This window comes from Vagococcus sp. CY53-2 (assembly GCF_022604695.1).
In the GTDB taxonomy this organism is placed as follows: domain Bacteria; phylum Bacillota; class Bacilli; order Lactobacillales; family Vagococcaceae; genus Vagococcus.
The window spans coordinates 52299-66494 of the sequence record NZ_JALAHP010000007.1; the positions used below are offsets into that span (position 1 = coordinate 52299).

General features: G+C 32.7%; 12 protein-coding genes, 2 tRNA genes and 1 rRNA gene. 5 read left to right on the forward strand and 10 right to left on the reverse strand.

Annotated features, from left to right (window positions below; all coding sequences use genetic code 11):
* The first annotated feature begins 111 nt into the window (after positions 1–111).
* The gene (locus tag MN581_RS09020; protein WP_277756572.1) at positions 112–1446 is read left to right on the forward strand and encodes a C1 family peptidase; all 1335 of its coding nucleotides are present in this window, start codon (positions 112–114) and stop codon (positions 1444–1446) included.
* 47 nt (positions 1447–1493) lie between these two features.
* On the opposite strand, the gene MN581_RS09025 is transcribed toward MN581_RS09020, so the two are convergent.
* Positions 1494–2441 carry an LCP family protein gene (locus tag MN581_RS09025; protein WP_241699626.1) on the reverse strand — a complete coding sequence of 316 codons (948 nt, stop codon included), beginning with the start codon at positions 2439–2441 and terminating at the stop codon, positions 1494–1496.
* A 100-nt stretch (positions 2442–2541) separates the two neighbouring features.
* Positions 2542–3717, reverse strand: coding sequence for a MalY/PatB family protein (locus MN581_RS09030; protein WP_117973993.1), 1176 nt, complete (start codon positions 3715–3717; stop codon positions 2542–2544).
* A gap of 162 nt (positions 3718–3879) precedes the next feature.
* On the opposite strand from MN581_RS09030, the gene MN581_RS09035 reads away from it, so the two are divergent.
* Both MN581_RS09035 and feoB read left to right on the forward strand, forming a co-directional pair.
* The gene (locus MN581_RS09035) at positions 3880–4116 is read left to right on the forward strand and encodes a FeoA family protein (RefSeq protein WP_241699627.1); all 237 of its coding nucleotides are present in this window, start codon (positions 3880–3882) and stop codon (positions 4114–4116) included.
* Positions 4106–6019, forward strand: coding sequence for a ferrous iron transport protein B (gene feoB / locus MN581_RS09040; RefSeq protein WP_241699628.1), 1914 nt, complete (start codon positions 4106–4108; stop codon positions 6017–6019). The genes MN581_RS09035 and feoB overlap by 11 nt, the downstream gene beginning before the upstream one ends.
* A gap of 43 nt (positions 6020–6062) precedes the next feature.
* Here the strand turns inward: feoB and MN581_RS09045 are convergent, their stop codons facing one another.
* The 5 genes from MN581_RS09045 to MN581_RS09065 form a co-directional block, all read right to left on the reverse strand.
* Positions 6063–6269 carry a copper ion binding protein gene (locus tag MN581_RS09045; RefSeq protein WP_117973987.1) on the reverse strand — a complete coding sequence of 69 codons (207 nt, stop codon included), beginning with the start codon at positions 6267–6269 and terminating at the stop codon, positions 6063–6065.
* A 95-nt stretch (positions 6270–6364) separates the two neighbouring features.
* Complete coding sequence (gene asnS / locus MN581_RS09050) at positions 6365–7663, reverse strand: asparagine--tRNA ligase (protein ID WP_117973985.1); 1299 nt, start codon at positions 7661–7663, stop codon at positions 6365–6367.
* Positions 7664–7684: 21 nt separating this feature from the next.
* The gene (locus tag MN581_RS09055; protein ID WP_117973983.1) at positions 7685–8872 is read right to left on the reverse strand and encodes a pyridoxal phosphate-dependent aminotransferase; all 1188 of its coding nucleotides are present in this window, start codon (positions 8870–8872) and stop codon (positions 7685–7687) included.
* Between the two features lie 13 nt (positions 8873–8885).
* Positions 8886–9365 carry a DUF5590 domain-containing protein gene (locus tag MN581_RS09060; protein WP_117973981.1) on the reverse strand — a complete coding sequence of 160 codons (480 nt, stop codon included), beginning with the start codon at positions 9363–9365 and terminating at the stop codon, positions 8886–8888.
* 25 nt (positions 9366–9390) lie between these two features.
* Positions 9391–12084, reverse strand: a complete 2694-nt coding sequence (locus MN581_RS09065; RefSeq protein ID WP_241699629.1) for a helicase C-terminal domain-containing protein — start codon at positions 12082–12084, stop codon at positions 9391–9393.
* Between the two features lie 174 nt (positions 12085–12258).
* On the opposite strand from MN581_RS09065, the gene MN581_RS09070 reads away from it, so the two are divergent.
* A complete protein-coding gene (locus tag MN581_RS09070) occupies positions 12259–13122 on the forward strand; it encodes a hypothetical protein (RefSeq protein ID WP_241699630.1) in 864 nt (287 codons plus the stop codon).
* 80 nt (positions 13123–13202) lie between these two features.
* Positions 13203–13577 carry a VOC family protein gene (locus tag MN581_RS09075; protein ID WP_117973975.1) on the forward strand — a complete coding sequence of 125 codons (375 nt, stop codon included), beginning with the start codon at positions 13203–13205 and terminating at the stop codon, positions 13575–13577.
* Positions 13578–13890: 313 nt separating this feature from the next.
* Here the strand turns inward: MN581_RS09075 and MN581_RS09080 are convergent.
* The 3 genes from MN581_RS09080 to rrf all read right to left on the reverse strand — a co-directional run bounded on the left by MN581_RS09080 (position 13891) and on the right by rrf (position 14191).
* A tRNA-Asn gene (locus tag MN581_RS09080) sits at positions 13891–13964 on the reverse strand.
* A gap of 26 nt (positions 13965–13990) precedes the next feature.
* A tRNA-Asn gene (locus MN581_RS09085) sits at positions 13991–14064 on the reverse strand.
* An 11-nt stretch (positions 14065–14075) separates the two neighbouring features.
* Positions 14076–14191, reverse strand: a 5S ribosomal RNA gene (rrf, locus tag MN581_RS09090).
* Positions 14192–14196: the final 5 nt, after the last annotated feature.

Consider the following 14196-nt stretch of genomic DNA (forward strand, 5'->3'; position numbering starts at 1 on the left):
TCATACCGAACATACTTTCGCAAAACAGTTCGCTTTATAAAAAAATAATCGATTTAGTGTTATTTTAAAGAATGTTGGAGTAGAATAGAAACAAAAGAAAGGTGTGGTGACATGGTTAAATCAATTTCAAATAAACAAATCAAACAAATGGAGCAAACATATGTGGCTAATCATGAACATTTATTAAGCCAACGTGCAGTGATGAAAAATGGAATTTTAGCTTCATCAGAAAATCAAAAGGCAATCGTCGAAAATAATCCGGTCTTCTCTATCGACTTAGATACAGGAAACGTGACAAATCAAAAACAAAGTGGTCGTTGTTGGATGTTTGCAGCACTTAATACATTTAGACATGATGTCTTAAACAATCATCACATCAAAGACTTTGAATTATCTCAAAACTATACATTTTTCTGGGATAAATTTGAAAAAGCAAACTATTTCTATGAAAATATTATCAAAACAAGCAACCAAGAATTAACAAGTCGTGAAGTGGCGTTCTTACTTGCAACCCCTCAACAAGATGGTGGTCAATGGGATATGCTTGTGGCGATTATCCAAAAATATGGTATTGTGCCAAAAACAATCATGCCTGAAACATCAAGTAGTTCAAGCAGCCGTGAGTTAAACACTTACTTAAACAAAAAATTAAGAAAAGATGCTTTAACACTTAGAACCTTAATAGGTAATGGTACATCCGAAGAAGAAGTTGAAACACGCAAAGTTGAGTTGCTACAAGAAATCTACAATCTACTAAGCACCTCTCTAGGTACACCACCAACTGAATTTGATTATTCTTACTATGATAATGATGGTAACTATCACTTAGAACAAGGCTTAACACCAACTTCTTTCTATGATAAATTCGTTGGAACTGATTTAAATGATTATGTCAGCATTATCAATGCCCCAACAAAAGACAAACCTTACAATCAAGTTTATACAGTTGATATGTTAGGAAACGTCGTTGGTGGTAAAGAAGTTCGTCACTTAAACGTTGATATTGAAACATTCAAAAACTTAGCTATCGCGCAATTAAAAGATGGCGAAAGTGTGTGGTTTGGTTGTGATGTTGGCCAATCGTCAACAAGAGATACTGGTATTATGGCAACTGATATTTATAGTGTACAAGATACATTAGATATTAATTATGATATGAGTAAAGCAGAACGTTTAGATTATGGTGAAAGTTTAATGACTCACGCAATGGTCTTAACAGGCGTAAACTTAATCAATGATAAACCAACTAAATGGAAAGTTGAAAATAGTTGGGGGGATAAAGTTGGAACAAAAGGTTATTTTGTCATGAGTGATGATTGGATGAGTGAATACACTTATCAAGTCGTTGTAAACAAAAAATACCTTTCTGATGACTTAAAAGAAGTCATTGAAAAAGATGATGTCACTGTTTTAGCTCCTTGGGATCCAATGGGAGCTCTTGCATAAAATAGAAAAAAGAGTTGACCACTTTTAAGCGGCTAACTCTTTTTTTATTATTGTAGTTGTGATTTAATTAAATTTTGTACACGAGCCAGTTCTGTTTCAGGAATTTCCTGATAAGAAATCCCATCAATCATCACTCCCTCACCTTGCAAGGTATCACTTTCGATGTGTTTAAAACTATCACGATATGTCATCGCAATCTCAAACATTTCATCCGGTTCTAAATCTGTTTTCATATTATTTTCTATTGCCGTTAATATTTCCTTATAACGTTTTACACCTGTAAAACCTAATGCCTTGTCAGCAATAGCTTCAATAACCTGTTGTTGTCGCACTTGTCTACCATAATCTCCATTTGGATCCTCATATCTCATCCGTGTATAAGCGAGTGCTTCTTTACCATTTAATTTGATTGGTCCTTTTTTAAAGGTCATACCATCTTGTTCAAATTCAAATTTGTTTGTTACCTCTACTCCATCAACTGCATTGACCAATTCTTCAAATCCCATCATGTTAATCCAAACATAATGATTTAAGTGCATATCTAATAAATGGTCGACAGTATCCATCGCCATTTTAGCTTGTCCATAAGCATAAGCATGAGCTATTTTTTCTACTGAATTATGTCCAACAATTTCAGCCCGTGTATCTCGTGGAATACTAATTAAAGTTGTTTTCTTTTCTTTAGGATTTACTGTTGCGACAAGCATCGTATCTGAACGTCCCACATCATTTCGTCCAAAATCACCAGTATCTAGTCCTAATAATAAAACAGAAAAAGGCTCTCCCTCTTGAATATTTTTATCATCGGATCTTCCTTCAACTGGTTCGCTTACCTTATTCGCCACGCCTTTTATATCAAAATAGGTTTTGGCCAATAAAACTCCTGATCCTACTATAACTAATAACAAAATTGTCACCAATACTATTATGGATTTTTTTAATTTACTTGACTTCTTTTTAACATTTTTTTTACGTCTACTTTGTTGATTACCCATCACACATCTCCTAAAAAAACCAATTTTATAGCACTAATTTTACCATAATGATTATTAATCCTATCATTTTTTTAGGTTAACCTTAAATAATTTTTAAAGTCTATGAATTTTTTATTACTTTTTCTAGATTTTTTATAGCTAACTCAATATTTTTAGGATGTGTGGCTAAATTGATACGAATAAACGTCCCACTGTGTTTACCAAACCATTCACCGTAATCTATCGCTAATTTAGCTTTATCTTGGACAATTTCTTTCATTTTATCTTGTGTAACATAACAAGATAAATCAACCCATGATAAATATGTCCCCTGTTTTTCATATACAATCGCTTCTGGTAATAATTTCTTAAATAATTGAGTCATTAAATCAAAATTATCATCTATGGTTTGATTCAATTCATCTAGCCACTGTTCTCCAAAATCATAACTTGCTTGCGTAGCAATAACCCCCATCAAACTAGTTGGATTACTGATTCTCGTCTTGATAAATTCATCATATCTTACTCTTAAATCAGGTGATGGAATAAAAATATGCGAATGAAGTAAACTTGCTAAGTTAAATGATTTTGATGCAGCATTCACCACAATTAATTTATCAAAATCGACACCCTCTACCCCTAAATAACTAATAAATGTATGACCTTTTGCTACAAAATCTTGATGAATCTCATCAGAAATCAATAAGACTTCATATTTTTGACAAATATCAGATATTTTCTTTAATTCCTCAAGTGTCCACACACGCCCAACAGGATTATGCGGCGAACAAAAAATCAGTGCTTTGACGTTTTCTTTTTTTATCTTTTCTTCCATCTCTTCATAATTAATCTCATATCTACCCTGATTAATCACTAAGTCAGATACAACTAACTTGCGTTTATTATCCTTTACCACATCATAAAACGGGTAATATACTGGTGAACAAATCATGACAGCTTCTTGTTCTTTTGTAAAACATTGAATTAAGTAATGCAGTGAATTCACGACACCTGTCGTAAAACGTAACCACTCTTTTTTAACTTCAACATTGTGTTGGTTTTTTTGCCAAGATTTCACTGCTTGGTAATATGAATCAGGTACTACAGAATAACCAAAAACACCATGATTGATTCTTTCAATCATTTTATTTTGAACCTCTTCAGGAATTTTAAAATCCATATCTGCTACCCACAAAGGAAGTAATCCTTCACTTCCAAAGTGTTCTGTAACCCCGTCCCATTTTAATGAGTCTGTTTGATGACGATCCACATAATACTTATCATAAAAATTTGTCATGTCTTTTTTGCACTCCTTTTTTAATTAATATCTCATTCTATCATATATGACAATTAGTAAAAAAGGGGTTATTTTTACACAATGACAGAAAGGGTTGATTAAACTATAAATTAGGTTTAAAATAAAGATAAATTAGGCAAACCTAAAAAAGGAAGCGAAATGATGAAAACTTTATTAAATTTAAACCTTAATGACCAAGCTACTATCTCTCACATCTCTCACCCAGATGCAGATATGAAACAACGACTATATGACTTAGGTTTCTATCCTGGAACAACTGTCAAAAAAACACTTATCAGTCCAAAAAGTGATCCAATTGCTTACCGCTTGAGAGGAACAACTATTGCATTAAGAAATTCTGATGCACAATATGTGGAGGTGTCTAACGATGACAACTGAAGAAAAAGAGACCTTTGTTATTGAACGTAAAAAAGAATCGGATGTTGTGATTACATTAGCTGGAAACCCTAACGTGGGTAAGAGCTCAGTTTTTAACGAACTAACTGGACTAAGACAACACACTGGTAATTGGCCTGGAAAAACGGTTGATTTAGCCCAAGGACGAACTGAATTTGAGGGACAAGGATTCATATTAGTCGATTTACCTGGTACCTATTCCCTATCAGCTCACTCAGTAGAAGAAGAAGTCGCACGAGATTTCATTCAATCAAATGAGTCTCAGGCTACTATCGTCGTCTGTGATGCAACAAGTCTAGAGCGAAATCTAAATCTAGTATTGCAAATCATGCAACTGACACCAAACGTTATTGTGTGTGTCAATTTACTAGATGAAGCCAAAAAGAAAAAAATCCATATTAATTTAGAAAAATTACAAGAATTACTTGGTGTACCAGTCGTGGGAACATCTGCTGTAAAAAAACAAGGTCTTGATACCTTAATGGAAAAAACAAAAGGTGTGATCAATGGAGACATTACATCAAATCCATTTATGATGGAAGCTTTGCGACAAATCCATGTTGATAAAGAAACTGAAACACTAGTCATTATGGATAGAGCAAGTGTTATTGCAAAAGAAGTCACAATATTTGAAGATAAAAATTTCGATCTAAAAGACCAAAAATTAGATAAACTTCTCACACAAAAAAGTACTGGTATTCCTATTATGATTTTATTATTAATGCTTATCTTTTGGTTTACGATTGAAGGAGCGGATGGTCCTTCAGATTTTCTAGCCGATAATTTTGACAAAGTTGGCAATTGGCTTATGGCTATTACAACGAATTGGGGTGTCCCACATATTATTCGAGATGTGTTGATTAATGGCGTGTATAAAGTTCTATCAACCGTTGTTGCAGTAATGTTGCCACCTATGGCTATTTTCTTTCCATTGTTCACGTTATTAGAAGATTTTGGTTACTTACCTCGTGTTGCATTTAACTTAGATAAACATTTTCAAAAAGCCGGAGCCTGTGGGAAACAAGCATTAACCATGTGTATGGGATTTGGTTGTAACGCAGCTGGGGTTGTTGGGGCTAGAATCATTGATTCTCCTAGAGAAAGACTTATTGCCATTATGACAAATAATTTTGTACCATGTAATGGTCGATTTCCTATTTTGATTACAGTTATCACCGTCTTCTTTACTGGAGGAGCAATTGGACTTTTAGGCTCTATCCAATCAGCGATCTTTTTAACAGGCGTCATCTTACTCGGCGTATTTACTACGATCATGGTTTCTCGTTTATTATCAAAAACTGTCTTAAAAGGGATACCATCTTCTTTCACCTTAGAATTACCACCTTATCGAAAACCACAAGTGGGGCAAGTGATTGTTCGCTCAATTTTTGACAGAACCTTATTTGTTTTATGGCGCGCCATTATTGTAGCTGCCCCAGCAGGGCTAGTGATTTGGGTATTAGCTAATGTTTCAATTGGTGATCAATCCATTTTACAGAGTGTGACCGGATTTATCGATCCATTTGCTCGACTTATGGGATTAGATGGTACTATTTTAATGGCTTTTATATTAGGACTACCTGCTAATGAAATTGTTATTCCTATTATGATTATGGGTTACATGGCAACTGGTACCATTACAGACTTTAGCTCACTGGATCAATTCAGACAACTATTATTAAGTAATGGGTGGACTTGGTTAACAGCTATGAATGTCATTTTATTTACTCTTTATCATTGGCCATGTTCTACCACCCTACTGACAATTTATAAAGAAACAAAAAGTAAAAAATGGACGTTCGCTTCATTTATTATTCCAACCATCATCGGTGTTGGTATTACGATGTTGACAACCGCTATCGCACATCTCTTTCACTTAGTTTAAAAAACAAAAAAATTCGACTGATTATTCAGCCGAATTTTTTTATTTAAAGGTTTGGTATGTAACCTAAATCTTCAATTTTATCTGCTATATCTTTAATAGCTATTTTTGATTCATCATAGACTACGTCTGCTTCTTTATTTTCTAAAGACACATCAACATCATTTACACCATCAAGTTCTGACAAGCCTTTTTCAATACGAGCAGAACAATGACCACAGTTCATGCCTTCAATTGCTATTTTCTGTTTCATGTTACTCACCTCTTCTAATTAGTTAATGTAAGAGTATGTCTTTTTTTATCTGTTGTCAAACAAAAAAGCCCCTTTAAAAAGGGACTTTTTACTCTCTATGGGTAAATACGGTGTAATAAACGTGGGAATGGACTTGCTTCACGAACGTGATCAATACCACATACCCAAGTAACAGTTCTTTCTAATCCTAGACCAAAGCCAGAATGAGGAACTGCACCATATTTTTGTAAGTCTAAATACCATTCATAATCTTTACGATCTAAACCATCTTTTTCAATTTCCGCTAGTAAGTAGTCGTAACCGATGGCACGTTCACTACCACCAATAATTTCTCCATAACCTTCTGGCGCGATTAAATCGGCACGAATCACCACGTCATCTCTTGTTGGATGTGGTTTCATATAGAATGGACTCATTGATTTTGGATAGTTTAAAATGAAGACTGGTTTTTCAAAATAGTTGGCGATAAATGTTTCATGTGGAGAACCAAAGTCATCTCCCCAAGTAATATCTTCAAATCCATTTTGTTGTAATAATTCCACTGCTTCATCATAAGAAATACGTGGGAATGGTAATTCTGTGTATTTTCTTAATAAGTCTTTATCACGTTCTAACACGTCTAAAGCATAGTCACAGTTTTCTAATACTTTTTCAATCATGAATGCGACATATTGCTCTTGAATTTCTAAACTTCCTTCTTGATCAACAAATGCCATTTCAGGTTCCATCATCCAGAACTCAGTTAAATGGCGACGAGTTTTTGATTTTTCAGCACGGAATGTTGGTCCAAAAGAAAATACTTTTCCAAAAGCCATTGCAGCAGCTTCAAGATATAACTGACCTGTTTGTGATAAGTACGCTGGAGAACCAAAATAATCTGTTTCAAATAATTCAGTCGTACCTTCTGGTGCACTACTTGTTAAAATAGGTGGATCAATTTTGATAAATCCACGGTCATTAAAGAATTCGTATGTTGCACGAATCAATTCATTTCTCACTTGCATAATGGCATGTTGTTTTGATGAACGTAACCATAAATGACGATGATCCATTAAAAAGTCAGTTCCGTGTTCTTTTGGTGTAATTGGGTAATCATGGCTCTCACCAACCACTTCAATTGTTTGAACCCCAATTTCATAACCAAATTTTGAACGAGTATCTTCTCTGATTTCACCAGTGATGATGACAGATGTTTCTTGATTTAAGCTTTTTGCTAATTCAAATGTTTCGTCGCCTACTTCATTTTTTACTACAACACCTTGAAAATAAGCTGAACCATCTCTAAGTTGTAGGAAGGCAATTTTACCACTTGAGCGTTTATTGGCTACCCAAGCACCTATTTTAACAACTTCCCCAACATGTTTTTTCGAATCAATAATGTTTATTGTTTCCACTTTAGCACCCCACTAATGATATTAAATTCGTTTACTATCAATGAATTTGTTTATTTGACTGATTGCTTGTGTCAAAGTATCCATATCTGTTGCATAACTAATGCGCACATGATGACTTGTGCCAAATGCTTCACCTGTTACAACGGCGACATGCGCTTCTTCTAGTAAGTCATTTACCCATGTTGTCACATTATCATACCCACACATAGCCATTGTATCTTTGATATTAAGATATAAATAAAATGCGCCTTGTGGTTTTTCCACCTTCACACCTGGTATTGCCTGAATTAATGGAAAAATATCGTTTAATCGTTGTTCAAACGTTTGACGCATTGATTCCACAATATCTTGGCTGCCACTCAACGCTTCAATGGCAGCATATTGGCTCACAGTTGCAGGATTGCCTGTTGATTGTGACATCACTTTAGACACTTGAGACACAATCTCTGGTTGACATAGAGCGTATCCAATACGCCAACCTGTCATAGAATAGGTTTTAGATACCCCATTAACCACAATTGTTTGTTGTTTAATCGCATCAGACAAACTCACTATTGATGTAAATACATTACCATTATAAACTAATTTAGCATAAATATCATCGGCAATTATATAAATGTTATTTGAAACTGCCCAATTACCAATTTCAAACAGCTCTTTAGCTGTATAGACAGTACCTGTTGGATTAGAAGGTGTATTTAAAATTAGCACACGGGATTTATCTGTTCGTGCTCTTTCTAATTCTTCCACTGTTACACGGTAGTGGTTTTCCTCTGTTGTTTCAACAAATACATTTTTTCCATCTGCTAGTTCTACTTGCGCACTATAACTTACCCAATAAGGTGTTGGAATAATAACCTCGTCACCTGGGTTTAATAAGGTTTGAAATAGGGCATATAAAACATATTTTGCCCCATTTCCAATGAATACCTCATTTGTCTGATATTCCACGCCATAATCAATACGAGTCCGTTCAATAATAGCTTTTTTTAATTCAATTAAACCAGTTGCAGGTGTATAAAAACTTGATGAACCATCTTCAATTGACTTTATGGCTGCTTGTTGAACCGACTTAGGTGTAGAAAAATCTGGCTCCCCAATAGTCAAATTTAATACATCTACACCCTTATCTTTTAACGCTTTTGCTTTTGCTGCTGCTTGTAATGTTGCTGATTCTTTCAAATTTTTTACTTTTTTAGAGAACCCCATTTTTTTCATCTCCTTAAATTTTTAGTGTATCTTCTTTAATTTCTCCTGAGTAAAAATCAACTAAATAATACACTAAATGGCCGTCTTTACTAGTCGCTGTTATTTCCCATACAGGTTTATCATCAACTAACCCCAGTGATACTTTTTTGATTTTTTTTGTTTCATTCTTTTTCAAAACAGCCTTGATGGCATCATCTTGTGTGACTCCTTTGTTAGCATATATCACAAATGCTTCCTTTCCATTTTCAGGTATCATCACAATTTTTTCTTCATTATTGTTGTCTCTTCCCACAATGCTAAAGGTATTTTCTTGTCTTGTAAACCAATAAAACTCATCAATCTTATCAATATGACCTAAATTTTTGGCAATCGTCACTGCTTGTTTTTTGGTTGAACGATAAGTTGACGTTGAACGATAAAGAATCGCACTTATTATTACAGTAATCGCAATAAGAGTTATCGTCAAATATTTTAACAATTTATTTTCACGCATATACTCTCTCCTTTAGGTTATTTTACTAACTTTTATTTTTTAAAAACTGCTTACTATTATCAACTAGTTCAGGTAATGTTACCGGTAAAATATCTAATTCTTTTGGTAAATAGGAGCACAAAATGTTACTATATCTACTATTTATTAATCGATCATCAAGTAACACTAAAATTCCTTTATCTGTTGGACTTCTTAACAATCTTCCTACTCCTTGACGTAACTTAATCCCAGCTTGCGGAATAGCATCCTCATAAAAAGGATTAACTCCTTGTTGCTCTAAGTAATGATATCTAGCTTGAACAATCGGTCTATTAGGTGGTTCAAACGGTAGTTTGGTCATGACCACAATATCTATTGACTGTTTACTAAAATCCATGCCTTCCCAAAAGCTATTAGCACCTAAAATAATGCACTTATTTCCTTGGTTAATCTTCTTTAAAATTTTTTCTTTCGTACCAGAAATTCCCTGAGCCAGAATTAATACTTCACCTTGATTAAAATAATCTATTAAATATTGATAGGTTTTTTCAAGTAAGTTGTGCGAGGTAAATAAAACTAACATCGTTTGTTCATGTGTGTTATACAACTTTTTAACAACTTTATAAATTTGTTTAGAAAACTCTTTTGTTGAAGATAAATTAGGATAATTAATCCCTTTTATCAAGTACAACCTAGCTTGATTTTTATAATCAAAAATAGTTGGTAATGTCTTCTTAGCTACATTATTTAATCCTAATTTATTTTCTAAAAATGATGACTCATTATCTAACTGTAGGCTACCACTTGTATAAATAATTTTTTTAGCTTGATGATACCAGTTATATTGTTGAATGGATAAATTTTCAAAGTTAACCATCGATAAAACTAAATGCGATTTTTTACGATATGCCCACTTCACAAAATCATCATCATAATCATAAAAAAATTGGTTAAACCATTCAGATATTTCAATGACTCTATTTAAAGTATTAAAAAAATCTTTTTCAATTAGAGTAGAACCCACTTGACTCTTTTCTAATATATCTTTTTTCAAATGTGATAACTCTCTCAATAATACTTTAATCTGTTGAATACTTCGTTTAACCATTGGCACTTGTTGAAGAAATGTCAATAACTCAACCATCACTTCTTCTCTTACCTGATGTAATCTATAGTAATTAAAAAAACATTCCTCTAACCAATCTAGAGATTCCCTCAATTCTTGACTAATATTTCCAATCATAAGCCCTTGTCTTTCCCATAAAACATTAAACTTAGACAAATCACTAGATAGTTCAATTAGATGATTTAATTCATAACCAAATTGAGAAAATGATAATTTTTTAGTAGACAAATTTTCTATTAAAGCAGGTAATTGATGTGCTTCATCTACCACAACTAATTCAAATTCAGGTAAAAATGGCTCTTTTTTTTGGCTATCTGCAAATAAAAAAGCATGATTAACAATGATAAAATCAGCAAATCGACATCTATCATTTAAATAATTAAAAAAGTCTTCCTCATGAAATAAAGAGGAATCAAATAATTCCATTTTACCTGTATGTTGAACATGTTGATAAAATATATTATTTTTACTAACATTTACTTCGTCCAAATCACCAGTCGTTGTTTCAAGAAGCCAAACTAATACAGCCATTTGACAGATAGCATATGTTTTTTGAGGTACTGGATTATCTAATGTTTGCTTAAATGACTCCAAACTAATATAGTGTGAAGCACTTTTCACAACAACGCCGTATTTAGACATACCAGTTAACTTATTTAACAGTGGGATATCTTGATAAACTATTTGATTTTGTAACATAATAGTAGATGTTGAAATTAAGACTTGTTTAGAGCTATTAACAAAAGATAAAGGATATAGGTAACCCATTGTCTTGCCTGTTCCAGTTTCAGCTTCTATAAAGAAATCCTTTTCTTGGCTTTCTTTTGCTAAAAATTGATAAATATCCTCGGACATCTCTTTTTGATTTGCTCTCAAAACATCTAATGCACTACCAAATGTTTCATTTGTACAACGAACATTATAACGATAATCATAATTTTTTTTCTTTAAAACAAGACCATCTATCATCATAAGATGATTCTCTTTTTTTGATTCTTTTTTTCGTGTCTCATCCAATATCATTTGAAATAGATCATGATTATTAACACCTAGTTCTTTAGATAACTGAGTGAATTTTTCTAATGTCATTTCAGGTAGCCCTCTTAATTTATCAATCATTTTGATAAATCCTTGAGCTGTTACATAAGCATCACTTAGTGCTTGATGAGGATTAGCATGATCTAATGCCATTTCAGATGCCATGTCACTTACCCTAAAACCATTAGAGGTTGGATATAATACTTGAAATATCTCAACAGTATCTAAACAAGGGCTTTTTAAAGGTTCAATACCAGCCCTCACTAATTCACTATTTAAAAAATTAAAATCAAAAAACACATTGTGCGCTACAAACACGCAGCCATCAAGAAGTTGTCTTATTGTATAAGCCACATCTTCAAAATAAGGCTCGTTTGCCACATCTTTATTTGAAATACCAGTTAATTCAGTGATATGTTTTGGTATTGAGCGTAGTGGATTAATATCAATCGACATTTGATTTACAATTTTCTGATTTTCAACAATTACACAGGCAAATTGAATAATTTTATCCATTTCTTGATTGGTACCAGTTGTTTCAATATCTACAACGGCAAATAAACTTGATGCTTCCATTACTCCAATCCTCTCTGTTTTTACTCACCATTGTATTATACTATATTCTAATAATAAGTCATTAGATAAAAACATTATCTAAATCTAGGTATGTGTTTGTTTTAACCTTCAAACTATGGTTAAATATATTTAGACGCAACTTTATATTTTGACATAGAAAGGTATCGTAAGCTTATGAAATCCTTGAAGACAGTTGGATTAATCATCATTATTTTTTGGATATTTGCTCTTTTCTTAACCTACACACCAAGTTTATTTTGGTATGCATATCTTTTTATTTCATCCCTTGCGCTTTTTTTAGCTATTACTTTAATCATCTATTTAAATCCAGAAATATACTATAATATAAATGATTTTTTTACTCAGTATTTCAAAAGCCATGATGAGATAACTCTAAATGATGAAGATGATTATTATACTATTCCTCGTAAAAAGAAGAAACAGAAAAGAAAAAAGAAGAAACATTATGATATTACTTCATTTCGTCAAAGAAAAGATACCCATTCTGATCATATGATTATTAATACTTCTTCTTCAAATATCAGACATAAAGAATATTTGCATACATCTATACCGCAGATAAAAACACAAGAAAAGCAACAACTACTATTTGAAATCATCTTAACTTTAAAAGAAGAGCATTTTTTCTCAAGTTTATATGCCGGAATATCAGATAATGAATTAACTGAAAATTACGAAGAATACCATGACCGCAAAATTTTTGAACTATATGATAACGTCATTCCAAATGCTTATGCTAAAATGTTATATGATCCAAAATCGACTAATAATCGACTAAGTATTTTTATACCAAATAAAAAAAATCATGATGCCGACTTTAATTTAGGGTTTATTGCCATTGAAGACAGTTATAAAGCCGATACCTTGATTAATAAGTATACTAATATACAAGTAATTCCAACCATTCTTGGTGGTACTTATAAAGAAGTAAAAAAAAGTGATAACAATAAAATTCGTATCAAAACGGATTTTATTCCTTACGATTTAACAATCTCTTTAGCTTTTTATAATATCTAACAACAAATCAAAAAACTAGAAATGAGTTCAATATCATGTTAGTATAAAATTAGTTTAATACGAGGGGATGGATAATAAATATGAAAATGGCTCATACATGCGTCAGAGTAAAAGATTTAGATGCTTCTCTTGATTTCTATAAGAAAGCATTTAACTTTGAAGAATCTCGTCGACGAGATTTTCCAGAAAACAAATTTACACTTGTCTATTTAACATTGCCAGGTGATGATTATGAATTAGAATTAACTTATAATTATGACTCAGAAGGATACGATTTAGGGAATGGTTATGGTCATATTGCTATATCTACAAATGATTTAGAAGGACTTCATTCTAAACATAAAGAGGAAGGTTTTAACATAACTGAATTAAAACATTTACCGAATGTACCACCTTCTTACTACTTTATTATTGATCCAGATGGCTACAAAATCGAAGTTATTCGCGAAAAATAGTCCTAGATATTAAAAAAATAAATAGTATTGATTAAATGTCCATTTAATCAATACTATTTTTATTTATGCCACAAACATGTAATACCATGCCTGTAAGAAATAGCTTTATTATGAAAAAACTCCTTTTAATTAATACATACAAGCAAGATGACATTCAAGATGACATTTATCACGATAAGATTGAATCAAAAGACAATACAAAAATATATTCAAGAACAAGAAACAAATAACAGAATAAGAGGTAGTAAGCAAATAAGAGTATACGATTATCAATTTAATAAAAAAAGCCTAGAACAAACTAGGCTTTTGATAGCTCCGGCAGTAGGACTCGAACCTACGACATCATGATTAACAGTCATGCGCTACTACCAACTGAGCTATGCCGGATAATTATTAATTTTTTTACTACTGTACTCCGGCAGTAGGACTCGAACCTACGACATCATGATTAACAGTCATGCGCTACTACCAACTGAGCTATGCCGGATAATTATATAAGCACGGCAACGTCCTACTCTCACAAAGGGAAACCCTTCACTACCCTCGGCGCTAAGAAGCTTAACTTCTGTGTTCGGCATGGTTACAGGTGTATCCTTCTTGCCATCGTCACCGCACTTAT